Annotated in this window: 16 protein-coding genes and 4 pseudogenes; 6 read left to right on the plus strand and 14 right to left on the minus strand. The window is 43.1% G+C overall.

The window, feature by feature from the left end; genetic code table 11:
• Positions 1 to 79: 79 nt before the first annotated feature.
• From FSB73_RS10260 to FSB73_RS10285, 6 genes and pseudogenes are all read left to right on the plus strand, one after another.
• Complete coding sequence (locus FSB73_RS10260; protein ID WP_225974684.1) at positions 80 to 3,124, plus strand: glycoside hydrolase domain-containing protein; 3,045 nt, start codon at positions 80 to 82, stop codon at positions 3,122 to 3,124.
• Positions 3,125 to 3,335: 211 nt separating this feature from the next.
• Positions 3,336 to 4,253: a helix-turn-helix domain-containing protein gene (locus FSB73_RS10265; protein ID WP_146781570.1), complete on the plus strand. Its 918-nt coding sequence runs from the start codon at positions 3,336 to 3,338 to the stop codon at positions 4,251 to 4,253.
• A 187-nt stretch (positions 4,254 to 4,440) separates the two neighbouring features.
• Positions 4,441 to 5,540 (plus strand): annotated as a pseudogene (locus tag FSB73_RS10270) (MFS transporter).
• Between the two features lie 324 nt (positions 5,541 to 5,864).
• Positions 5,865 to 6,755 carry an SDR family oxidoreductase gene (locus tag FSB73_RS10275; RefSeq protein ID WP_146781572.1) on the plus strand — a complete coding sequence of 297 codons (891 nt, stop codon included), beginning with the start codon at positions 5,865 to 5,867 and terminating at the stop codon, positions 6,753 to 6,755.
• A 19-nt stretch (positions 6,756 to 6,774) separates the two neighbouring features.
• A complete protein-coding gene (locus FSB73_RS10280; protein WP_146781574.1) occupies positions 6,775 to 7,704 on the plus strand; it encodes an NAD(P)H-binding protein in 930 nt (309 codons plus the stop codon).
• A gap of 10 nt (positions 7,705 to 7,714) precedes the next feature.
• Complete coding sequence (locus FSB73_RS10285; RefSeq protein WP_146781577.1) at positions 7,715 to 8,641, plus strand: helix-turn-helix domain-containing protein; 927 nt, start codon at positions 7,715 to 7,717, stop codon at positions 8,639 to 8,641.
• Positions 8,642 to 8,681: 40 nt separating this feature from the next.
• Here FSB73_RS10285 and mfd read toward each other — a convergent pair whose 3' ends face one another.
• From mfd to FSB73_RS10335, 14 genes and pseudogenes are all read right to left on the minus strand, one after another.
• On the minus strand, positions 8,682 to 12,101 hold the full coding sequence (mfd, locus tag FSB73_RS10290; RefSeq protein ID WP_146781579.1) for a transcription-repair coupling factor: 3,420 nt from the start codon (positions 12,099 to 12,101) through the stop codon (positions 8,682 to 8,684).
• Between the two features lie 347 nt (positions 12,102 to 12,448).
• Complete coding sequence (ftsZ, locus tag FSB73_RS10295; protein WP_146781581.1) at positions 12,449 to 14,638, minus strand: cell division protein FtsZ; 2,190 nt, start codon at positions 14,636 to 14,638, stop codon at positions 12,449 to 12,451.
• A 110-nt stretch (positions 14,639 to 14,748) separates the two neighbouring features.
• A complete protein-coding gene (gene ftsA / locus FSB73_RS10300; RefSeq protein WP_225974685.1) occupies positions 14,749 to 16,233 on the minus strand; it encodes a cell division protein FtsA in 1,485 nt (494 codons plus the stop codon).
• Positions 16,233 to 17,159 (minus strand): cell division protein FtsQ/DivIB, encoded by a 927-nt coding sequence (locus FSB73_RS10305; RefSeq protein ID WP_146781584.1) that lies wholly within the window; start codon positions 17,157 to 17,159, stop codon positions 16,233 to 16,235. The genes ftsA and FSB73_RS10305 overlap by 1 nt, the downstream gene beginning before the upstream one ends.
• Positions 17,159 to 17,851 (minus strand): glutamate ligase domain-containing protein, encoded by a 693-nt coding sequence (locus FSB73_RS24695; protein WP_225974686.1) that lies wholly within the window; start codon positions 17,849 to 17,851, stop codon positions 17,159 to 17,161. The genes FSB73_RS10305 and FSB73_RS24695 overlap by 1 nt, the downstream gene beginning before the upstream one ends.
• Before the next feature lie 32 nt (positions 17,852 to 17,883).
• Positions 17,884 to 18,567, minus strand: coding sequence for a Mur ligase domain-containing protein (locus tag FSB73_RS24700; protein ID WP_225974687.1), 684 nt, complete (start codon positions 18,565 to 18,567; stop codon positions 17,884 to 17,886).
• Positions 18,568 to 18,588: 21 nt separating this feature from the next.
• On the minus strand, positions 18,589 to 19,161 hold the full coding sequence (locus tag FSB73_RS24705) for a UDP-N-acetylglucosamine--N-acetylmuramyl-(pentapeptide) pyrophosphoryl-undecaprenol N-acetylglucosamine transferase (protein WP_225974688.1): 573 nt from the start codon (positions 19,159 to 19,161) through the stop codon (positions 18,589 to 18,591).
• Positions 19,158 to 19,708, minus strand: a pseudogene (locus tag FSB73_RS27560) (UDP-N-acetylglucosamine--N-acetylmuramyl-(pentapeptide) pyrophosphoryl-undecaprenol N-acetylglucosamine transferase). Before FSB73_RS27560 ends, FSB73_RS24705 begins: the two are co-directional and overlap by 4 nt.
• A gap of 27 nt (positions 19,709 to 19,735) precedes the next feature.
• A pseudogene (locus FSB73_RS10320) lies at positions 19,736 to 20,826 on the minus strand (FtsW/RodA/SpoVE family cell cycle protein).
• Positions 20,827 to 21,116: 290 nt separating this feature from the next.
• Entirely contained in the window at positions 21,117 to 22,214 is a 1,098-nt protein-coding gene (murD, locus tag FSB73_RS10325) for a UDP-N-acetylmuramoyl-L-alanine--D-glutamate ligase (RefSeq protein WP_225974812.1), read from the minus strand.
• Entirely contained in the window at positions 22,211 to 22,405 is a 195-nt protein-coding gene (locus FSB73_RS24715; RefSeq protein ID WP_225974689.1) for a hypothetical protein, read from the minus strand. Before FSB73_RS24715 ends, murD begins: the two co-directional genes overlap by 4 nt.
• 133 nt (positions 22,406 to 22,538) lie before the next feature.
• A pseudogene (gene mraY / locus FSB73_RS27565) lies at positions 22,539 to 23,841 on the minus strand (phospho-N-acetylmuramoyl-pentapeptide-transferase).
• 155 nt (positions 23,842 to 23,996) lie between these two features.
• Entirely contained in the window at positions 23,997 to 24,359 is a 363-nt protein-coding gene (locus FSB73_RS24725) for a glutamate ligase domain-containing protein (protein ID WP_225974813.1), read from the minus strand.
• Positions 24,329 to 25,357, minus strand: a complete 1,029-nt coding sequence (locus tag FSB73_RS10335) for a UDP-N-acetylmuramoyl-L-alanyl-D-glutamate--2,6-diaminopimelate ligase (RefSeq protein ID WP_225974691.1) — start codon at positions 25,355 to 25,357, stop codon at positions 24,329 to 24,331. Before FSB73_RS10335 ends, FSB73_RS24725 begins: the two co-directional genes overlap by 31 nt.
• Positions 25,358 to 25,438 lie beyond the last annotated feature (81 nt).

Here is a 25,438-nt window from a genome sequence, read left to right on the forward strand (position 1 = left end):
TAGGTCAACCGTTTGCATAGGTTATTTTTGCATATTTGCCGTACCTTTCCTGTTATTCATCCATTCGTATAAAGTAAGTATGCAAAAGCTGTTTTTAGCAGGGATATTAAGCCTGATGGCGGGTCTGGTTACCGCTCAGATGCATCATCCAAAAAATGACCATCAAAAAGGAGGTCAATTAGGCCAGATGCAATACAGGGTCAGTAAATCAACCTGGAATCCTGATAGCCTGGGCAATCACCGGATCGTCGTAAGCGTGAGTAGCAAAGGGGACATTGCAAAGGTACAGCTGCTCTGGAGAAGAAGAGATGACGCGCCCGAAAAAAAGGGGATTATAATAGTAGATGCCCAGAAAAATAGTGTCGTTCAAAACCACAAATCTGTGGATTTTACAAGAAGTTCAGGCACGATTTATTTTGAACCGACTTCCGGACCAGGCACCTATTATATTTATTATATGCCTTATCATTTAAAAGGCACTTTTTATCCCAGCACCCATTATTTACCTGAAGCAAACAAGCCAGCCAGTAACTGGCTAAATGATGTTAATAGTGGAGGCAAGTCAAGTATAGCCACCGCCAAGGCGGTTGCCATTGAATCTGTGGATGCCTTTAATCAATTTAGTCCCATGGAGATTACGGCAACGCCTGGGGAGACTGCTGCACTTGTAGCAAAAAATAGTGGGGCGGCATTTTTGGTATTTCCGGAAGATAGAATGCATCCCATCCGGATGACCAAGGATTTGCCTTACCGGTGGATTGAAAAAGGCACTAGCTTACAATTTAAAGATACAGCTGACAGGGGCGCCAACTTTGCCTACCAGTTAGGCGTATATGCACAAAAGACGGCACTATCTGATGTAAAGGTTCAATTTTCAGACCTTAAAAGCAGCAGTGGCAGCATAATAGGGCAATCGGCGCTTGGCTGTATTAATAATACCGGGGTCAATTGGATCGGCCAGCCTGAAAGCTTTACTGTCAATGTACCCAAAGGCCTGGTACAGGCCCTTTGGTGTACGGTAGCGGTACCTGAAGATGCGAAGCCAGGACTTTACCTTGGAACGGCCACTATTCAGACCGCAAATGCAGGTACCAGGACTGTGCATATCCAGTTGGAAGTAAAATCAAGACTAGCAAAAGATCATGGGGTTGATGAACCCGGCAAACAGACACGCCTTGCCTGGCTGAATTCTACACTGGCAGAGAAAAATACCGTGATTCGTCCTTATATACCGCTTCAGAAATCTGGCAATACGATTCATTTACTAGGTAGGTCCTTAAAGGTGGCAGCCACCGGCCTGCCAGCCCAAATTGAAAGCTTTTTTACTACAAGATTGACTTCCATTGGTGATTCTGGAAGAAACTTGTTTACAGAGCCGGTACATTTTCATTTTAATAAGGCAGACACAAAGGCTATTAACTTTAAGTCAGGCCCCATAAAATATACAGAGGTATCAGATGGAACGGTGTCCTGGCAGGTGGATAATCAATCCACAGCGCTGGATATGCTCGTGAAAGGTTCCTTAGAGTTTGACGGATTTGTAAATTATACGGTCAAGGTAACCGCCCTTCAAGATATCGATCTGAGCAATATTTCACTGCATCTACCCATGGTGCCAGCCGCAGCCAAATACATAATGGGGCTAGGTTATGAAGGGCAGAAGGCTCCAGCTGCCGTAGACTGGAAATGGCAGGTGGCAACTAAAAATCAAGACGGTGCCTGGCTGGGAGACGTGAATGCCGGTTTGCAATATGGACTAAGGGATGAACATTATGTCAGACCACTGAATACCAACTTTTATTTGCAAAAACCCTTGTTGTTACCTCTTTCGTGGGGCAATGCAGGCAAAGGGGGGATTAAAATGGGTATGAAAGGAGCGGCCTATCTGGTAGATAATTATACAGGGCCCCGCAGCATGAAAAAGGGGGATACACTCTTTTTTAATTTTAGACTATTGATTACGCCTTTTCACACAATAGACACGAAGGCACACTTTGCTAACCGGTATATCCATAAATACATTAATACCGACACGGCTAAAGCATTAGGAGCTACGGTGATTAATATCCATCAGGGAACGGCTATTAACCCTTATATCAATTATCCTTTTATTCGCACGGATGCCATGAAGGCTTATATAGACAGTGCGCATAATGAAGGAATGAAGGTAAAGATTTACAATACGGTTCGGGAATTATCTAATCGTGCCTATGAATTGCCAGCACTCTTTAGCCTGGGCCATGAGATTTATTCCGCCGGCAAAGGCGGCGGTTATTCCTGGCTGAGGGAACATCTTGATCAGGATTATATAGCTGCCTGGTTTACCCCAGAGGAAAAAGATGCTGCAATTGTCAACAGTGGCATGAGTCGCTGGCATAACTATTATGTGGAAGGGATTAACTGGCTCACTAAAAATATCGGCATAGATGGGTTGTATCTGGATGATGTAGCCTTTGACAGAGATATTATGAAAAGGGTCAAAAGAGTGTTGACCACAGATAATCATCCCGGTCTTATTGATCTGCATTCAGCCAGTCAGTATGATAAAGCCGACGGCTTTATCAATAGCGCCATGCTGTATATGGAGCTCTTTCCTTATTTGAATAGGCTTTGGTTTGGGGAGAAATTTGATTATGAAAACACGTCCAGCGATTATTACCTGACCGAGATGTCAGGGATTCCTTTTGGACTGATGGGAGAAATGCTGGAGCATGATGGGAACCCCTGGAGAGGTATGGTTTATGGTATGACGGATCGGTTGCTATGGTCCGAGACGGCAGATCCAAGACCCCTTTGGAAGGAGTGGGACCGTTTTGGGATTAAAGACGCTGAAATGATAGGCTATTGGGCGACGGATAACCCGATCAAAACAGATAATGCGCTAGTGCCTGCCACCATTTATCAGAAAAAGGGCAAAGTATTGATCTCCATTGCCAGTTGGGCACCCAAAACGACTGAAGTGCATCTTAATATCGACTGGAAAGCACTCGGGATGAATCCATCTGAAGTGACACTCAAGGCATCCGCCATTGATAAGTTTCAGGAGGCCAGGACATTCGATGTGAACGGTTCAATTCCAGTTCAGCCAAACAAAGGCTGGCTATTGGAGCTGAGTACACGGTAAAATAAAAAAGCGAAGGCTCGAACAGTTTAATTGTTAGCGTCTTATCTATAATTTGTTTGTTTTGTAAGTAAATAAAGGCGTCAGCAGGCTAAAAAGTCTGACTGGCGCTTTTTTGTACCCGAACTTTCATTGAGGGAAGTGGGTGTGCTCCGTCCACTACAGGGGTTTGATCTTTGAATTGTTTAACTTTGGATTGTTTAATACTATAGCAATGGAACCTTTTGAAACCATACAGGATTATTATGAAACCACTTGTAGAAGCCTACCGCTGGATCTGCAAAGAGGTAGTGGACTGACTCGGCATTTTAATGTATTTATGCGCAATAATTGTTTTAAAACCCTGCCATTTGTAAGACGAGATTATTATAAGATTTGTCTATGTAAAGGCAATGCAATCTTATTTACGGAAAAAGGTGAAGTGGAAGTTAATACGCCTACTTTGTTTTTTTCCAGTCCACTATTAAAGTTTGGCTGGCGAAATATCTCTGAAGAGCCCAAAGGATATGTCTGCGTGTTTAATGAAGTCTTTGTGACACCAGGCATACGGGCAGAGCTAAAAAGACTCAGTCAGGTTTTTGAAAACGATGTTTACCCGCTGGTGCCGTTAACGGAAGCGCAATATGGACAACTGGATGGCTATTTTGCTACGATGGCCAGTGAATACAAAGATTGTTTTGAATTTAAAGATGAGATCATTAAACATCTGTTGAAAGTGATTTTACTTACGGGAATAAAGATCCGAAAAGAACTGGCACCGGTAAAACTGGGCGAAAGAAAGGATTATCAGGTGGGTCGCTTTTTGGACTTACTGGACAGTCAATTCCCCATTGATTCGCCCCGAAGCACGGTGCAATTAAGGACGCCAGCTGATTTTGCCAGTGCACTCAATATTCATATCAATCACCTGAATCATTTGATCAAAACCAATACAGGCAAGACGACCGGGCAATTAATTGCGGAAAAGAAAATTGCAGAGGCGCTCTCTTTACTTAAAAATACAGACTGGACCGTTCAGGAAATCAGTACCTGTCTGGGCTTTGAATATCCACAGTATTTTAATCTGTTTTTTAAAAGGCAGACGGGTAAAAGCCCCAAAACTTACAGATCTTTGTTCGTACAGCATATTTGATTTGTATAATAATTACTTTGATTCCATTATTTTTTTCAAGGACAATCGTGGCTAATTTTGCCTTTTTAAATTGAAGACTATGAGGCAGATTGTAGAAAGTAACAGCAGAGCAAGCACGATTATCGCCTTTGTGCTGATTCCCTTGTCAGGATTGGCAACGGATGTATATATCCCCTCCTTACCGGATATGGCCAGTGCTTTTCACACAGGGTCTGTGAATATCCAGCAAACACTTATCCTGTTTTTAATCAGTTATGGTGTTGCACAGTTTTTCGCAGGCAGTATCCTGGATAGCTTTGGCCGCTATAAAATTGGATTAATCTCCCTATTTGTATTTACAATCAGTAATATATTTATTATACATGCGCATAGCCTGGAGATGGTCTATGCCATGCGGGTCGTTCAGGGAGCATCCACCGCTTTTATTGTGGTGGGGAAAAGGGCCTTTTTGTGGATGTTTTCACCGGAGAAAAGCAAAAGCATTATACCAGTCTGCTGACTATTGTCTGGGCAACCGCCCCAATAACAGCGCCCTTTTTAGGTGGCTTTTTGCAATCTAGTTTTGGATGGGCATCTAATTTTTATTTATTGGGTATTTATAGCGGGCTGATGTTGATTTTTGAACTCTTCTTTGGCGGTGAAACCCTGCGTTATCCCGTCGCTTTTAAAGGTAAGAAAATTATGCATGTTTATAAGAAGCTAATCGGCACCTTCGACTTTAGCTTCGGTATTCTGGTGCTTGGAATCAGTTATTCTATTGTAATGGTGTTTGGGATGTCTGTTCCTTTTATTGTGGAGCATAAATATCATCTTTCCCCGGTAGTAACCGGCTATTGCGCCTTATTATCCGGTACAGCCTTACTCTTTGGTGGAGTCATTGGAAAAATGCTCAAAAAAGGGACGATTCCAATGAATGCCAGTAAGGCAAATATCACACAAATCGGACTAATCTTTTTAATGATGATTGCCAGCTCCTTATTTAATCAATTGCCGCTAATGATGGTGTTTGTGGTGCTTATTCACCTGATGGTAGGACTTGTTTATAACTTGTTTTTTACCTATTGTTTGACCCGATTTCCAAAGAATGCAGGAATGGCCAGTGGTATTACCAGTGGAGGATCATACATGGTGACCTCTGTTTTCAGTACTGTGGTGCTGGCCCTTATTCATGTTACCAACGAAAGTGCGCTTGCGCTTTGTTATCTGACATTAGCTATACTTGCAGCGATCGCATTATTTTCCATCAGAGCATATGGGAAAAGTGGCAGAAGACAAGTAGCCATTTAGTCATAATTAATATTGTGACTAAATGGGGGAATGATAGCAGCTCAATTACAACTAAAATAAGGAAAATCAGGAACGTAGGTGCTTAATAAGTCTGCGCTCCTGATTTTTTTTATGCCTGAGCAATCTACGGCCAAAGCAGGCCACTTGGCGGTCAGGTTAGGCTGCAGTAAATGTCTTGTCGTATTTAAATAACTAGGTTGTTCCATTCTAACCTAATCATTTGCCAAAAGCTTTTTTATGAGATTCGGCTAAACCAAAAGCTGATTTGATTAAATTGTTTTTCCAGCTTACCCTCACCTTTGTGGTAACAAAAGAAAATTCATTATGCGTGTATTTGTTACAGGAGCCACAGGCTTCATTGGAAAGGCCATCGTACAGGAGTTATTATCATCAGGCCATCATGTATTAGGGCTTGCGCGCTCTGAGGCTGCTCAAAAAAACTTGATTGCAGCCGGCGCAGCAGTTCATCCTGGCGATCTGGAGGATCTGGCCAGTTTGCAAAGTGGAGCCGCTCAGGCGGATGGAGTGATCCATGCCGGGTTTATCCATGATTTTACCAGGTTTAATGAGGTTTGTCAGATTGATTATAAGGCGATAAAGGCCATGGGAGCAGCTTTAGCCGGAACTGATCGACCGCTTATTGTGACTTCAGGAACGGCTTTGATTGATCCAGGCAAAATGGCGACCGAGGATACGCCTGTGCCGGCAAATCCCTCCTGGCCGAGGATTTCTGAAAAGGCTGCTGATGAACTCAGCGCAGCGGGTGTCCATACGGCTATTGTTCGCTTGTCTCCGGTTGTACATGGTGATGGGGATCAACACGGCTTTATTCCGATACTTTTTGGGATTGCCAGACAAAAGGGCTTAGCTGCCTTTGTAGGAGAGGGGCAAAACCGTTGGAACGCAGTTCACCGTTTGGACGCTGCCCATTTGTTCAGATTAGCGCTAGAAAAATCTAAGGCTGGAGCGCGTTATCACGGATCCACTGAGGAGTCGATTACGCTCAAATCCATCGCAGAACAGATTGGTCGACAACTAAGTATCCCTACAAAGTCCATCGACAAAAAGGACGCTGAAGCGCATTTTGGTTGGTTTGCACAAATGGCCTTGGCAGATAGTCCCGCATCCAGCGAGATCACCCAGCGTAGTCTTGAATGGCATCCTGTTCATCCGACCTTATTTCAGGATATTGAAAATGGCATTTATAATCAATGATTTATAAGTTTTAATTATCATGAAAATAGTGGTTACAGGTTCTCTAGGTAATATCAGTCGGCCGCTTATTGAATTTTTGGTGCACCAAGGGCACCAGGTAACAGTTATAAGCAGTGATCGAAATAAAACAAGTCGCATTGCGTCCATGGGGGCCAAGGCAGCTATTGGCTCCATTGCTGATGCATCATTTTTGGAAAATACATTTGAGGGAGCAGACGCAGTATTTGCAATGATTCCATTAGACAGTACACAGGAGGATCTGGGGGTTTATATGCGGCAGATGGCACATAATTACGTAGAGGCCATTCGGGCATCTGAGATTAAACGAGTGGTTATACTCAGTGGTTGGGCCGCTGATTTGATTGAAGCAGAAAATATTGAGCATATTTTTGGGGAATTGGATGTGTCTATTACGTTTTTGCGTCCGGCCATTTTCTATACCAATTTTTATCAGTCCATGGAGCTTATAAGAGGGAAGGGGCTCATGGGAAAATTACTGGCACTCAGGTATTATGGCATCAGCTCCTTATGGAACGGCAAAACAGGTTTGCTTATGGGTAATTATGGGGGCGAGGACCGGGTGGTTTTTGTTGCGCCTGAAGATATTGCAATAGTGGCGGCCGAGGAGTTGATTCAATTGCCGGACCAAAGATCTATTCGTTATGTGGGTAGTGAAGAAATGACCTGTAATGAGGCGGCAAAAATCATCGGTAACGCGATCGGTAAACCTTGGCTTAAGTGGGTGCTGCTTTCTGATAAGAAAATGATGCAAGGATTCAAAATGGCTAAAATGCCTGCAAAATTAGCATCGATCCTTACTAATATGCAGGCAGCTATTCACAGCGGCAAAGCTTTGGAAAATTTTCATAAAAATGGTGCTAAAATGGGTCATGTTAAATTGTCCCGGTTTGCCGCTGAGTTTGCACAGGTGTATCACAGAAAATCTTAACTTTATATCGATGAACGCTCCTGCACCATACAGATTTCATACGATCTCAGAGTATCATAAGGCAGCGGGATTGCCTAATCCCGCTCACCCCCTGATTAGTGTTATTCACATGGATGACATTCAAGCACCCATAGCCGAAATTCCTTTCAGTATAATTTTTGATTATTATTCTGTTTCCTTGAAAAAGGTAATGGACATGCAGTTCAAATATGGTCAGCAAATCAGCGATTTTGATAATGGTGTACTATTTTTTATGGCTCCGGGTCAAATATTTGGTCTTGAAAATGTGAATCACACCTTTGAAGTACACCGGCCGGAGGGATGGATGCTATTTATTCATCCTGATTTTCTTTGGAACACGTCTTTGGCAAAGGGGATTAAAAAATTTGAGTTCTTTAATTATTCGGTAAACGAGGCCTTATATCTATCAGATAAAGAAGAACAAATCCTTACAAACATTATCAGCCAGATTGAACAAGAATACAATACGCATATTGATCCTGTCGGTGAAAATATAATTATTGCCCTAATTGAGCTGTTATTATCTTATGCTGAGCGGTTTTACCAGCGGCAGTTTATTACCAGAAAGGTGGCCAGTCATGAAATACTTACGCGTATGGAAGATTTTCTAGCGCAATATTTTGCCAGTGGTGCCCTTGCCGAAAAAGGATTGCCCAGTGTTTCAATGATAGCCGCCCAGCTGAATATATCCCCTGGTTATTTGAGCAGCTTACTTAAAACACTGACTGGCCTGAGTACACAACAGCACCTGCATGATAAGCTCATTGAACTGGCCAAGGAGAAGTTGTCTACCACGTCGCTTTCTGTCAGTGAGATTGCCTATGAACTGGGATTTGAGCATTTACAGTCTTTCAGCAAGATGTTTAAAACCAAAACCCAGGTTTCTCCGCTTGCCTTCAGGCATAGCTTTCAATAAAAGCAGTTTATGCTGTTTTTATTGAAAGCTATGGTGGCTGTTATGATTTTTGTTGTGAGCGACTGGAATTGACCCCATCCCAAATCTGCTGTAAAAACTGCCACATTTGATTGACATTTTCCACTGAGTTATTAATCAGTAAAAAATTAGTGCCTGCTTGCTTAAGCCTTGCTTTATTGGTGCCCGTCTGTATATAACTTAAAATGTTTTTGAATAGCGCGCTGTCAAAATAAGGGGAGTCATTTTTATTGATAAAATAGCAACGTAAGACCTTGTCCTTAAGGGTCATTTTCTCAAATCCAAGACTGATGGCCAGTTTTCTGCTTCTGATAACGGCAAAGAGATCTTCCACTTGTCTTGGAATAGGACCAAACCTGTCTATGAGTTCCTGATAGAAACTTTGAAGTTCCTCTTCATCCGCACAATTGTTAAGTCTGGTATACAGTGCCAGCCTTTCGGTAATACTTTCTACATAAGCGTCAGGAATCAGGATTTCCTGATCTGTATCAACGGTGCAGTCAGCAACATAATCATCTTGCTGGGAGATCTCCTCTTTAAATAAATCCTTAAAGTCGGTTCTTTTAAGCTCTCTGATGGCTTCCTGTAATACCTTTTGATACATCTCAAAGCCGATTTCTGCCATAAAGCCGCTTTGTTCGCCTCCCAGCAGATTACCTGCACCCCGGATATCAAGATCTCGCATAGCGATCTGAAAACCACTTCCTAAATCACTGTATTGTTCCAGGGTCTGCAACCTTTTACGTGAATCAGCAGGCAGGGTGCTCATCGGTGGTGCGATCAGATAACAAAAAGCTTTTTTATTGCTTCTACCCACCCGGCCTCTTAACTGATGTAAATCACTTAAGCCAAAATGATGGGCATTATTCACGATGATGGTATTGACATTGGGTATATCCACGCCACTTTCAATAATATTGGTGCAGACCAGCACATCGTATTTTCTTTCTACGAAGTCCATAATCTTTTCTTCCAGCTCTTTACCTTCCATTTGACCGTGCGCAAAGGATACACTTAAATCAGGGCAAAGCGTCTGGATCAGGGCTGACATTTCCTTCACTCCCTGAATTCGGTTAAAAATAAAAAAGACCTGGCCACCTCTTTCTATTTCAAAATAGATGGCTTCCCGTATAAAATCCTGGTTAAATGTAACTACTTCTGTCTGGATGGGTTGCCTGTTGGGCGGCGCCGTATTGATGATACTTAGGTCTCTGGCACCCATCATACTAAATTGCAGGGTGCGTGGAATAGGCGTAGCTGTAAGAGTGAGTGAATCTACATTTGTCCTAAGGGTTTTTAATTTTTCCTTATGTCCTACACCAAACTTTTGCTCTTCATCAATAACCATTAGGCCCAGGTCTTTAAATTTGACAGCTTTGCCCAGTAGTGCATGGGTACCAACAATGATATCGATTTTGCCTGTGGCCAGCTTTTCCAGGGTTTCCTTTTTTTCCTTGGCCGTTTTAAACCGGTTAATGTAATCGATGGTTACCGGAAAATCAGCCAGCCGTTCTGCAAAGGTTTTATAGTGCTGAAAAGCCAAAATGGTCGTGGGTACTAAAATGGCTGCCTGCTTGCCGTCGACCACTGCCTTGAAAGCGGCTCTTACCGCAATCTCGGTTTTACCAAAGCCAACATCTCCGCATATCAGCCTGTCCATAGGTGCGGCACTTTCCATATCCTTTTTGACGTCCGCCGTGGCTTTGCTTTGATCCGGAGTGTCCTCATAAATGAAGCTGGCTTCTAGCTCCGTTTGCATATAGTTGTCAGGCGAGAATGCAAAACCACTTTGTGCCTTACGCTGCGCATATAATTTAATCAGATCAAAAGCGATTTCCTTGACCCTGGTCTTGGTTTTCTCTTTGAGTTTATTCCAGGAATCACTGCCCAATTTATTGGCTTTTGGCTGAGTGCCTTCTTTGCCGGTATATTTAGAGATCTTATGCAGGGAATTGATATTTACATATAAAATATCATTATCCTTATAAATGATCCTGACCGCTTCTTGCAGGGTGCCCCCTACTTCAAGTTTCTGCAGTCCACTATAACGACCGACCCCATGATCAATATGCGTAACATAATCACCTGGTTGGAGGTCTCTGAGTGTTTTTAAGGTGAGTGCTTTATTTTTATTAAAGGCTTGTTTGATGTGGTATTTGTGATAGCGCTGAAAAATCTGGTGATCCGTATAGCAAACTATTTTCAAATCATCATCAATAAATCCTTCGTGGATACTCGTGGGAATAGGCGTAAACTGAATCTCCGTCTGAAGATCTAAAAAGATACTCCTAAGCCGCTCTAGTTGCCTAGGCTGCTCAGAGAACAGGTAGATTGAATATTTATTCTTTTCAAAGGTCTTAAGGTCCTGGATCAAGAGGCTAAAATTGCGGTTAAATGCCGGTTGTTCCCTTGTCTGAAAATCCATAACCTCGTCAGAAAAATGACGCTGATAGCCAAATTCAATAATAGATCTTTTTTGCAATCCTGTTTGGAGTGCCGTGGCATCCTGAAAATCTTGAGGCTTTATCTCTTTTAGAATCTTGGTATCGTCAGGGTCATCCTGCACCTCTGCTTCCTTGGTTCCACTGGCTATTTTCTGCTGAAAATCTTCCATATCCCGGTATTGCCTGGTAATCTGTTCCGAGATCACATCCCAGTCTTTGATCCAGTAGATGGTGTTTTCGGGTAAAAAGTCCAACAGGGATACCTTATCCTCTTGTTCAAACTGTGTTTCAATATTCGGGATAATAGAAACCTGCAATAATTTGCGCTCACTGAGTTGGGTTTCCGGGTCAAATAATCGAATACTATCTACTTCATCACCAAATAGTTCTACACGGTATGGCTTGTCATTGCCGAATGAATAGATATCCAAAATGCCACCCCTTAAAGCAAACTGCCCCGGCTCATAGACAAAATCTGTGCGTACAAAACCATAATCAATAAACAGCCCCATTAGAGACTCCAGTTTTAAGGTGTCATTGGCTTTGATATGTATAATATTCCCACTGAGCGTTTTTGGCAGTACAACCTTCTCAAATAAAGCTTCCGGATAGGTTACCAGGGCGCCGGTTCTGGCACCCAAAGGTGATGAAAACCGGGTCAGGGCCTCTGTGCGTAACATTACATGTGACGCATTGAGCAGCCGAAAATTCTTTTTTGTTTTAAAAGAAGACGGGAAGTAAAATATATTCAGGGCACTGGTCAAACCTGCCAGTGTATTGTGAAAATACGCCGCATCTTCACTGTCATTTAACACAAAAACATGATTGAATGTAGAGAGATCTTTATGGTTAAACAAGCTGGCCGCAACAAAAGCGGCCGCTGAGCCATGGAGGTTTTTTAAAAAGATATGCTGGGTTCCGGCAATAGTTAAGCGCCCTACCAACGGTTGCAGGTGGGGGGCATCCAGGTATTGACCTAGTAAATTTTGTAAGTTCATAACGCTGGGCAAAGTTACGAAGCTCTGACTAACCCGCCAATATTTTAGAAAGGTAGTCGACAGGGAGAGTCAGAGGTTAATAATCCATTAACGAAAAGCCTTAAGTGCTTGTGCTTGTGGAGTGACTTTCATGTTCTGATGAATTGAATTGTTATGGGGATTCTTAAAAGTCGTTTATTTAGAGAGTCTTGTTATTTAAAAGCGGTAAGAGGCGCTCTCAATAAAGTTAAAAATAAATTTGATAAAGGCAAATAAAAAGTCCCCCTGAATGTATATCAGAGGGACCTTACAACTAAAAACCATTTAAACCAAAAAATTGATATTGCTATTATAATAAAGAGCAGGTATTAATCAGGCTTTTTGCCTTCCAAGAAAGCATTAAGGCTTGATATATTTGCGCCATCTTTATCATCTTTATTAACGGTGTATTTACTGTAATAGTTCTCTGCCGTGCTGCTTTCTGCACCACCGAGCATTTCCAGGTTGCGCCGTACATAGGCAGGAACAGCATCAAAATCACCACTGGGATCACCATTTTGCACATTATAAGAAAGGTTGCGTAGCTTTTGGATTCTCTCTTCCGCTTTTTTTCTTTTCATTTCTTCTTCAGAGAGATCCTGCAGGCCGCCAAGTGCTGCACTGGCATAAGGATTCGGTGCCGGTGTCTGTGGTTGCTGTGGCGTTTCTTTATATACAATTTGCATTTCTTCCTCTTCTTGTTGAAGGTTGGGAATACTATTCATAATCGGACGCTGCTCTGCGGGCTTAGGGGCCGGCTGCTGTTGTACTGACTGCTGTTGGGCTGGCTGCTGCGAAAAAGGTGCAGATGTTGGTGCGGGCTGCTGGTAAGTTGGCACCTGTGCAGGCTGCACTTGTCGCTGTTCGGGCTGTGGTTGTTGAACATATGCGTGTTGAGCGCTCTGCGTCTGTTGGCTTTGCGGCTGTTGTGGAGCAGCTTTGGGCTGCTGCTGCTCAGCGTAAATATTGGCTGGTTTGTTTAGAAATCCCGGTACTTGTGCGGACTGCGTGGATGCAGCGGATTGCGCTTGTTCTGCCGCTGTTGTTTTTTCTGTATAGCCAAATTCAAGCTCTGGTGCTACAGGATCAGGTTGAGGTTGCTGAACTTGAACCTGAGGCTGTGGCTGAGCTTGTGGTTGTTGTGGCAATTCGGCTGCTGTTTGTTGCTGCTGAATCTGCCCTGGCGTCGTTATCTGCTCTTCAGTCTCCAATGTAAAATGAACAACTTGTGGTGCTTCCTGCTGACTTGGATTAGGGTTAATAGGTTGCTCCATTTGAGCAATAGGTGTTTTGACCTCTGGCAATTCTTCCTCCATCAGTCTGGGAGCTAACCTTTCGCTCTCCGTTTGTTCTTTCGGCGTTTCCACTACAGGAGCTTTCGGTGCAGCAACTGGCTGCGGCGATTGGGCCGGAGCAGGCGCTGCACTTGCGACCAGCTCAGCTGGTGTGACTGGTTTTGCTTCTGCGGCTACTGTATTTTCCTGTAAATTCAAAGTATAGAGTTCTTTGTCTTTGTCAGCAATTTTTTTCTGAACGTTTTTGTCAAATGGATCTTTGTGTTCAAATCCGGTAGCAATTAAAGTAACCGCAAGCCCTTTTCCTAAACTCTCATCGATACCCATACCGACGATTACATCCGTTTCCTCACCCGCTTTTTCGCGGACAAAGTCATTGATGAGCTCGAATTCATCGGTTCCACACTCAAATTCTCCTTCGCTGGTATTGATGTTCAGCAGAATCCATTTAGCACCGCTGATATCATTATCATTGAGTAAAGGTGAATTGATAGCGTCTTCAATCGCTGTTTTAGCTCTGTCATCGCCTTCAGAAATTGCACTACCCAGGATGGCAACACCGCCCTTACGCATTACAGTGCAAACATCGGCAAAGTCAACATTGATCTGTCCATTGGAATTGATAATATCCGTAATACATTTAGCTGCGGTGGATAAGACATCATCTGCTTTTCCGAAGGCTTCACGCATTTTAAGGTTCTTGTGTTGCATACGGAGTTTATCATTACTGATCACCAGTAATGTGTCCACATGCGGTTCCAGTTCTTTGATGCCGTTTTCTGCCTGGCCTCGTCTTCTGGGCCCTTCAAAACTGAAAGGCGTCGTAACAATACCTACTGTCAGTATTCCCAGATCCTGACAGATTTTAGCAATAATAGGAGCGCCTCCGGTGCCTGTGCCGCCGCCCATGCCTGCACAGACAAAGGCCATCTTGGTGTTTACTTCAAGGATTCTTTTTATCTCTTCCAAAGACTCTTCAGTTGCCTGACGACCGATGGAGGGATTCGCGCCGGCACCCAGACCCTGTGTGAGGTGTGGTCCTAGTTGGATTCTATTTGGAATGGCACTGTTTTCCAGCGCTTGGGCATCTGTATTACAGATTATAAAGTCTACATTTTCTATTTTCTGACCAAACATGTGGTTAACCGCATTACCACCACCGCCGCCAACACCGATTACCTTAATAATGGATGACTTTTGCTTGGGGATATCAAAGTCGATCATAATGTTTCAATTTAAATGGTTAGTAGTTATAAGTGTTTTTCTTTGGCCTTAAAGTTTACAATTATTATCTAAAATTAATTGTAAACTTTAAAGCCGGTATAGGTTATATATTATTTGATGACCTGATCTTCTTCTTCTTTGAATAGATCAATCAAATTGTTTTTAAATTTCTCCCAAAACATATTCGGCTTACGAGGAGCCTTGGGTTTCGATGGTTTAGCCGCTGGTGCTGGCGTCGAATCACTATTGGCACCCGCAGTTTGACCAGTTTGTTGATCTATTTGTGTCTGGGTCCCTTGGCCATTACTTGTTAGAATAGGGCTTGTAGGATGTTTCACCAGATTAGACTTTTCAAATATTTTAGTGTGATTTTCAAAATCACTATATCCTTTTAAGATCAGTCCCAAACAGGTAGAGTAAATCGGGCTTTTTAGCTGTTCAATATGATTAGGAGCCAGGTGCTCATTTGGATAACCGATTCTGGCATTCAGACCAGTGACAAATTCGGTTAATTGTTTCAAATGTTTGAGCTGTGCACCACCTCCTGTTAAGATAATGCCACCGTTTAATTTACGGTTATCCAGACCCACTTGTTTTAAGTGGTAGGTTACAAATTCCAGAATCTCGGTCATTCTTGCCTGGATGATGTTGGCCAGGTTTTTAACACTGATTTCTCTGGGTGGCAAACCGCGTAAGCCGGGAATGGTTATAAAAGCATTGGCTTTGGCCTCATCTGTAAGTGCAGAACCAAACTGCTTTTTCATTGCCTCTGCCTGTTGTTTTAAGACGCCCAGACCCAGACGAATGTCATGTGTGATATTTTCGCCACCGAATGGAATCACGGCTGTGTGCTTAAGAACGCCTTCATAGAAGACGGCCAAATCTGAAGTGCCGCCGCCAATATCCAGTACAGCTACGCCTGCTTCCATATCCATGTCACAAAGAACTGCGGAGGAGGACGCCAGTGGCTGTAATACCAGATCCTTTGTTTTCAGCCCGCTTCTTTCCACAGCGCGGTTAATATTACGAATCGCATTCCTGTCCCCCGTTATAATGTGGAAGTTAGCTCCAACTTTCACGCCATTATAGCCAACGGGGTCTTTAATGAACTGAAAGTTATCCACATAGAAGTCTTGAGGAATCACATCAATGATCTGATCCCCTGCCGGAATAAAGGTTTTACGTTGATTATCGATGAGCTGTTCGATCTCTACACGCTGGATTTCTAATTCTGCATTCTGTCGAACAATATCGCCGCGTGTTTGTAGACTCTTGATATGATGACCGGCGATGCCGACATACACCTCATTGATATCCAAATCAGGATTGCTTGCCCGACAGTTTTCCAGGGCGGCATTAATGGCCCGCATGGTCTGATCGATATTGAGCACCTGTCCGTGTTGAACTCCATTGCTGGGCGCATGGCCAAAGCCCAGGATCTCTAGTTTGCCCTGTTCATTTTTACGGCCTGCTATAGCGGCAATTTTAGTAGTACCGATATCCAGCCCGACAATAATTGGAGCGTCACTGTCGACAGACATCTGAACCATTTCTTCCGCAATTTTCCTTTGCTGTGCGTTTAGATTTTCGTTCATTATTTATGGTTTTTTAGTTGTTTTTGTTTGGGGAGTTTTTTTATTGTTTTTTTTGCCGGCCTCATCACTGCTTTAGGCGTTGGCTGACTTGTTGCCTTTGAAGTCGCTGGTGGCGGAATCCCGGTGGATTTGCTTGTCGTCACCAAAGGATGCGGTACATGTGCCGTTTTCCCGGCAGGGGTGGCCACAACCTGTCCCTGATACTGTACGTCGATTTGGCTATATGCATCCAGGCCTGTTTTGGCAATAACCTGCCTATAAAAGCTGTACAGCCGGTTAAATTTGCTTTCCAGTGCTTCTCCATTACCAATACGGATTATCTGATCACCAATTGTGGGTAGGATCTCAAATCCATCTTCAGGGCTATAATTAATTTGCGCGATAAAACTATTCCAAAATGTGTCATTAATGACAAATGCGGCAATGGCACACATGTCCCGTAATATCGCACTATCCGGACGGGAAAGAATTGTTTTATCGGACGGGAATCCGGTAAAAACAGGAATCCGGGCAACGATATTTCTATTGGTAGGCAGAAAATGAGCACCGCTGTCTAAATAAAAAGATTTGCCTGTTATGGTAAACACCCTTGCGATCGGATCATTTTCTTCCAGACTTGCCTGCAATACCTGGTCGTTGTCAAAATATAGCTTAATATGACTGATCCACGGGTTTAGTTTGAGGGTTTGTTCGATCTGACTCAAGTTAATCTGGCCAATTGGTAAACCTGGTTTGCCGCCCGCCTCTGCAATATTTTGTTTGATACCCTGTACATCTGTAAAAACTTGCTTGGCTTTACGGCTCACCTCTACATTGATGCCCTTGCATGGCTTGTCCTGCTTGGAGCTGGCACCAATAAAGAAAAGAGCCATGGCGCCGAACCCCAGCAATAACCAAACAATTAATATGAGCTTCTTTTTAATCATTAATTTATGTTAACCTTTTGCTCCAAAATATGCTGAACCGGTTTCAATAGTTCTGCAATATCTCCCGCACCGCAAAGAACGAGTAATTCCGGGTTTTCTTTCTCAATGGTGGATAAAAGGGCGTCTTTTTCTAAAATTCTTTTTTGTTCTAAATGCATGCCATTTAATATCAATTCGCTACTCACGCCTTCTATGGGTAATTCCCGGGCCGGATAAATCGGCAGCAGTATCACTTCATCTGCTTTGTCCAGTGCTTGAGCGAACTGCTTTGCCAAATCATTTGTACGGCTGTACAGATGCGGCTGGAATACAACGGTGAGTTTTTTAGGATACAAACTTCTGACGCCTTCTATTAACGCTGCGATTTCTTCCGGATGATGGGCATAATCATCAATTAGAATATGCGCATCGTCTTTCAGATAATATTCAAATCTCCTTTTGACTCCTTTAAAATCAGCAACAGCAGCCCGAATCTTGTCTTCTTTGATTCCAAGATAGGTGGCAACTGCGACCGCTGCAACCATATTCTCCACATTATGTAGTCCGCCGATAGACAGCCTAAGTTCAGAAATTACCTGATCTTTAAACTGAATATTAAATACATAGCTACCTTTGTCAACGGAGAGATTGAAGGCATATACATCTGCTGTTGAATCAAAACGACTATATCTAAGGTGATTATCTGCCGTCAATTCAGGATCTCTTTTTAAGCCATATTTGCTGATTAACAGGCCCCTGGCTTAATCTTCTGTGTAAAGGCTATGTAGGCATTTTCAACTTCCTCAGCGGTGCCATAAATATCCAGATGATCCGCGTCCATAGCGGTAACAACTGCGATATCGGGCGATAACTTTAAAAATGAGCGGTCGTACTCATCGGCTTCTATAACGCTTACGCCGCGTTCATTAGCCCAGAAATTACTATTATAATTTACGGCAATACCACCTAAAAAGCTGTTGCAGCCATACCCTGTATGTCGCAAAATATGCGCTGTCATGGCGGAGATGGAGGTTTTACCATGGCTGCCACCCACACAGATATTATATGTCTGCTCGGTGATCCAACCAAGCACATCACTTCTTTTGACAATTTCCAGCTCCTTAAATGTATCGCGTACGTATTTTAGTTCAACACTGTCTTTTGGGATGGCCGGTGTATAAATCACCAGATCAGTTTTAGCCGGTATAAGGTCAATGTTCTCTGTAAAATGAATCTGAATACCTTCTTTTTCCAGTTGAGCAGTAAGCGGTGTCGGATGCCGGTCATAACCAGCCACTGCTGCACCCTTACTTTTAAAGAATCTGGCCAGTGCGCTCATACCAATGCCGCCAATACCGATAAAGTAAACTTGCCGGTAATCCTGAAGCCTTTTGGCTGGTGTGCTTATATGTTGAGTTGACTGACTCACTGACTGTTCTGATTTTATATTTTATTGAATACTTTTTAAAATTTCATCTGCGATGATTTCATTTGCATTGGTGATCGCCAGTTTACTGATATTTTGGGCGAACTGTTTTAATTTGGTCTCGTCAAACAAAATATCGGTCACCGTACCGAATAATTTGGTGCCAGCCTCGCTGTCCGCCACCATAGCCCCCGCATTTTTACGAATCAACCGCATGGCATTTTCTGTCTGATGGTCTTCAGAGGCATAAGGGTAGGGGACAAAGACTGTCGGCTTGCCGGCGACGCACATTTCCGCTACGGACATGGCACCGGCTCTGGAGATGACGATATCTGCTGCTGCGTAGGCTTTATCGATTTCATGGATAAATTCACCAGCCCAAACCGTATTTTTATGCATCTTTCCACTCATGATATAGCGGGAAGCGTTATTTTTCCCCGTTTGCCATATCAGCTGGATGTTTAATGGATGCAGGTCGATCAGGTGGGTGAGCATCACTTCATTGATGCTGCGGGCGCCTAAAGATCCGCCTACTGCCAGAATGGTCTTTTTATTCTCATCCAGACCAAAAAATTTAATGCCCTGTGCTCTGGTCACAGTTGATTCTGTAATAATTTTCTGACCGGATTGCCCGTGATAATTATTTTTTCTTTGGGGAAGAATTTCTCCATGCCCTCAGATGCAACAAATATTTTAACCGCATGCTTTCCAAGCAAAATGTTGCTTTTTCCCGCGAAACTGTTGGACTCGTGGATAAAAGTCGGAATCCCTTTTTTCTGGGCATATTTTAAAACCGGGAAAGTGGAATAGCCCCCACACCGATCACCGCATTTGGCTTAAATTGTTTTATAATTTCTTTTACCTGGTAGAAACTTTGAATCAGTTTAAAAGGCAGGCTTAGGTTTTTCAATAGTGAGCTACGATTAAATCCTGCAATATTCAGCCCTTTGATCTCGTAACCAGCCTGGGGCACCTTTTCCATTTCCATTTTGCCTTTAGCCCCTACGAACAGCAACTCGATTTCCGGATTGGATTTACGCAGGGCATTGGCAATAGCAATGGCCGGAAAGATGTGTCCTCCTGTACCACCACCAGCAATGATGATACGAGTTGACTTTTTGGGTATTTTATTTTCTTTTTCCATTTTTGCTGCTGCGTGCTTGTTAAATATTTAAACGGTTGCTGTTTTAATTTTTGCTTTCGGGACAAGGGAAGAAGCAATAGTTGCCGCTGCTTGCTTTCCCTCCATTTTCTCCACATTACAGGCCACACTCAGGATAATCCCGATGGAGGCGCAGGTGAATAAAAAGGAACTGCCTCCCATACTGATCAGTGGAAGGGTAACGCCGGTAACGGGCATTAGGTTTACGTTGACCGCCATATTGGCCAGTGCCTGAATAATTAGGGTAAAACTTAAGCCTAAGGCCAAAAAGGCGCCAAATGCAAAAGGGCATTTTCTAAAAATCCGAATACACCTGAAAAGAAAGACCAGGTAAATAAATATGATAAAAACCCCACCCAACAATCCATACTCTTCTATAATGATTGAATAGATAAAGTCATTATAGGCCTGTGGTAGATAATTGCGTTGACGACTGTTGCCCGGGCCCAGGCCAAACAGTACACTGCCATTGGCAATAGCTATTTTTGCCTGCTTCACTTGATAGGGGACTTCTGTATCTTCAGAATACATAAAATTCTCAACCCGACTGCGCCAGGTACTAAATCTTTTAAAAACGCCATCTGAGCTTTGTGCTGTCTCAATTTTATGTCCCGCAGCGTCCGTGGTCTGGCTGTGGTGAATCGCCGCGGATGCAATGAGTAGTGCAACTGGTATTAAGGCTACCAGGATTACCAGGCCGATATGTTTTAAACTGACCCTGCCTATAAACATGAGCATCAGGGCTGTTGCCCCGGTTAACAACCCGTTGGATAAGTTGGCCGGAAAGATAAGCAGACAGGTCAGCGCTGCCGGTATAAAGACGGGTAAAAATCCCTTTTAAAATCTTTTATCACCTTTTGCTTACGACTGAGTTGGCGACTCATAAACATAAACAGGGCCAGTTTTGCAAAATCACTGGTCTGAAAAGTCATATTTATGATGGGGAGCTTTATCCACCGGCTACCGTCATTGATTTCTGCTCCGAAAAACAAGGTGTAAAACAAAAGCGGTATGGAGATCGCATAACAAATTAAAGCGATCTTGGAATACAGTGAATAATTTACCCGGTGCAGAAAGTAGATGACACCCAGTCCCAGCACAATGAATACAATTTGTTTAAAAAGATAAACCTCTGTATTCCATGATTCATTTTGTAAGCCAACGATCCTGTTGCACTATATACCACGAGTAAGGACACTAATGCCAACAAGGCCACAGATGCCCAGATATACCGGTCACCCTTGGTCCGTTGACTCAGGTTCTTAAATGGATTTTCTATGTCTAATAAATCATTGATCATTGCTGCTAAGACTCCTAAACTAATTTCAGTCCGTATTATTATTAATTATATACTTTAAAATGGTCGACGTCCTTCTCCTTTGAGAAGTAACTATAAGTTTTTTACATTTTCCTTGAACTGATCTCCACGGTCCATATAGTTTTTGAATAGATCAAAACTGGAACAACCCGGGCTAAGTAGAACCGCATCGCCTTTTTCTGCAAGATGGTAGGCCTGCTCTACGGCATCTTTCATAGAGGCGGTTTGTACAATCTGTGGGACGATGTCTTTAAATGCTTCGGCTATCTTTTGATTATCCAGTCCAATACAGACAATTGCTTTTACTTTTTCACTGACCAGATCTGCGATCAGGGTATAATCATTGCCTTTGTCTACACCACCCATGATCAGTACCGTGGGCTTTTCCATACTCTCTAGTGCAAACCATACAGAGTTCAGGTTGGTTCCTTTACTATCGTTGATAAAATCAACGCCTCTGATGGTGGCTACAAACTCCATACGATGGGCCAGACTTTCAAAAGTCTGCACCGCTGAACGAATTTTCTCTTTACGGATGTCCAGCACGGATGCCGCAATGCCTGCTGCCATAGTGTTATACTGATTGTGTTTACCTTTTAATGCAACAAAATCGTAGATATTCATACTGACCTGCTCTTCCTGCAGTTTGATCAGCATTTCACTGTTCTTGATGTAAGCGCCTTTGGATACTTCTTGTTTCATAGAGAAAGGTAATAAGTTAGATGAGATGGAAATATTTTTTAAATGGCCGGTGATCAGCGGATCATCTATATTATAGATAAAATAATCACCGGGTTTTTGATTTTGTACGATTTTGAACTTGCTCTGAATATATTTCTGGATATCATATTCATACCTGTCCAAATGGTCTTCTGTAATATTGAGCAGGATGGCGATGTCAGGACGAAAGTGCTGGATATCATCGAGTTGAAAGGAACTGATTTCTGCTACGTATAGCGCCTTGGGCTTTAGTGCCACCTGTCGGGCAATGGAGATGCCAATATTACCCACCAGGGCAACATCCAAGCCGGCTTCTTTACAAATATGATAGATCAGGCTGGTTGTCGTGCTCTTGCCATTGGTGCCGGTAATGCCAACAATTTTACTGTCTCCTTTATATCTGTAAGCGAGTTCTATTTCGCTGATGACTTGTATATTTTTAGCCCTTATCTTTTGACTAGCTCATTTTTCTCCGGAATCCCCGGACTTTTAACGATTAATGATGCGTTCAGCACCAGATTTTCCGTGTGACCTCCTTGCTCAAATGGGATATCATGCTCTTCCAGCTCTCTTTCGTAGAGCGGTGCCAATTGGCCTGCATCCGTTAAAAACACGTCGAGTCCCTTGATCTTAGCGAGCACAGCAGCTCCTACGCCGCTCTCCCCGCCACCAAGGATAATGACTTCATATTTTTATTTGGTTCTATATGTTGACTTTTAGCTGCCACTTTTATTTTGATTACAACGAATACGATTTTTTCTATTAATCTGTCAACTATCTGATTTTCAGTGTCGCAATAGAGAATACCACTAATAAAACCGTGATAATCCAAAACCTAATAGCGATCTTACTTTCATGGAATCCCTTTTTCTGGTAATGATGATGCAGGGGACTCATTAAAAAGATCCGCCTGCCTTCTCCATATTTCCTTTTTGTATATTTAAAATAACTGACCTGTATAATTACACTAAGTGTTTCTACGAAGAAGATTCCGCAAAAAATGGGTAACAATAATTCTTTGCGTACAATAATGGCCAGAGAAGCAATGATACCTCCCAGCGCCAGAGAGCCGGTGTCCCCCATAAACACCTGGGCAGGATAGGCGTTATACCAGAGAAATCCAATGCATGCCCCCACAAAGGCACTGATAAAAATAGTGAGCTCACCCAGATTGGGGATATACATAATATTTAGGTAGCCTGCCATTTTGAAGTTACCGGATACGTAAACCAAAATACCCAGCCCTACCCCGATAAAGGCGCTGACACCAGCTGCCAGTCCGTCCAACCCATCGGTCATATTTGAACCGTTGGAAACCGCTGTAATAATAAAGGTGACAATCAGAATATAGACGATCCAGGTATATTTTTCCGCTCCCGGCCCAATCCAGCTGATTAAACGACTGTAGTTGAACTCATGATTTTTGACAAAGGGAATCGTCGTGATCGGTGCGTTTACCTTTACATATTTAATATTTACACCGTCTACTTTACGGATGGTTTCATTTGGATTGTTGATCTTCATATCCACGGTGCTTTGGTTGCCACTGGGGATAACTTCCCTTTCCATAGATACATTGTGGTTAAAATACAATGTAGCACCGATAATAATGCCGAGTCCGACCTGACCAATGATTTTGCAGTACCGGCGAGGCCATCAGAATCTTTCTTTTTATATTGTTCGCCCTTTTGCTGGGCTTTACGACGGGATTTTATTTTCAGATAATCATCTAAAAAGCCAATCGCGCCCAACCATACAGTACACAGTAACATGAGCCGAACATATACCTTATCCAGGTCCGCCAATAGTAATGTTGGGATAATAATGGCCAGTAGAATAATAATACCACCCATTGTGGGTGTACCTTTTTCTGCGCTTCTCCTGCCAGACCTAAGTCACGTACGGTTTCACCGATTTGCTTTCTGGAAAGCAGGTTAATAATTCGCTTCCCATAAACAGTGGCGATAAATAAGGACAGCAATATAGCCATGGCCGCACGGAACGTAATGAATTGGAATAATCCCGCTCCGGCGATATTAAATTCTTGCTTTAACCATGTAAATAGACTGTATAACATTTATGTTGTGTTGATGGTTCTTTTATGCCTTTTTTATAATTGACTGCTTCTATTTTATTTATCTAGTAATTCAAACATTTCCCCGACCACTTCATGGTCATCAAAATGAGTTTTAACACCGCTTATTTCCTGGTACTTCTCATGGCCTTTACCGGCTACCAAAACAATGTCCCCGGAATCTGCGAGACTAATAGCTGTTTTGATCGCTTCTTTTCGGTCCACAATACTGATGGTTTTTTTCTGCCAGCGCTGTCCAGGCCTGTTTCCATTTCTTTGATAATCTGAGTAGGATCCTCACTTCTGGGATTGTCGCTGGTGAGTATTACCCGATCACTTAATAAGGCAGCCGCTGCTGCCATTTCTGGTCTTTTGGTCCGGTCACGATCGCCGCCACAACCTATTACAGAGATGATTTGCCCTCCATTATTTCTCAATTGATTAATCGTGGCCAGCACATTTTCCAGGGCATCGGGTGTATGTGCATAATCTATGATAGCAATGACCCTACCCGGGCTGATGACATAATCAAAGCGGCCTTCCGCCCTTTAATCATAGACAAAACCCTTAGGACTTCCTCCCTTTTTTCACCTAACAATGTGGCTGCGCCATATACGGCCAGCAAATTATAGGCATTAAAGGTGCCGATTAGTCCAAAACTGACTTCTGTAGCTCCCACCAGCATCGTGAGGCCCGTGAGGTTATTTTCCAGGATCTTGCCTTTGAATTCCGCCATATTTTTAAGGCCGTAATAATGCTTGGACGCCTTGGTATTCTGCAGCATAACTGTGCCCCGCTTATCATCTGCATTGGACAAAGCGAAAGCGTCCGAAGTCAATCCATCAAAAAAGGCTTTTTTGGCTTTGATATAATTATCAAAGGTTTTATGATAGTCCAGGTGGTCATGGGTGATATTACTAAACAATGCCCCTTTAAAATGAAGTCCTGCAATGCGCTTTTGATCGATGGCATGACTGCTGCATTCCATAAAGGCATGCGTGCAGCCCGCACTGACCATTTCAGCAAGTAGTGCATTTAACTGAATGGCATCCGGGGTTGTATGGGTCGCCGGAATTATGGACTGCCCGATCTTGTTTTGCACTGTGCTGACCAGACCGCAGCTATAACCAAGTTCTGAAAACAGGTTAAAGAGTAAGGTGGCGATGGTGGTCTTGCCATTGGTGCCAGTTACGCCTACCAGTTGCAATTTAGCGGAAGGTTCATCATAGAAATTATGAGCCATAACCCCAGTGGCTTCGTGGCTGTTTCTGACCTGAACATAGGTGGCACTTTCATGCAGGGTGGAGGGCAACTGTTCACAGATAATAGCGGTGGCGCCCAAAGCGACTGCTTTATCTATAAATTGATGACCGTCTACCTGAACGCCTGCCACTGCTATAAATACGCTGCCAGGCTGTACTTTTCTGGAATCCAGGTGTAACGCCTGAACATCAAGATCTGTCTGACCGTGCACCTGTACCAGGGCTACCTTATGTAATATGTCACGTAACTGTTTCAAATGCGATAATTCAGATAATATTTATAAGTACTGTTGGATTTTAAATCCTTTACTGATTGAATCTCTTTTTCAAACCTCATT

The sequence above is a fragment of the Arachidicoccus ginsenosidivorans genome, from assembly GCF_007971385.1.
In the GTDB taxonomy this organism is placed as follows: domain Bacteria; phylum Bacteroidota; class Bacteroidia; order Chitinophagales; family Chitinophagaceae; genus Arachidicoccus; species Arachidicoccus ginsenosidivorans.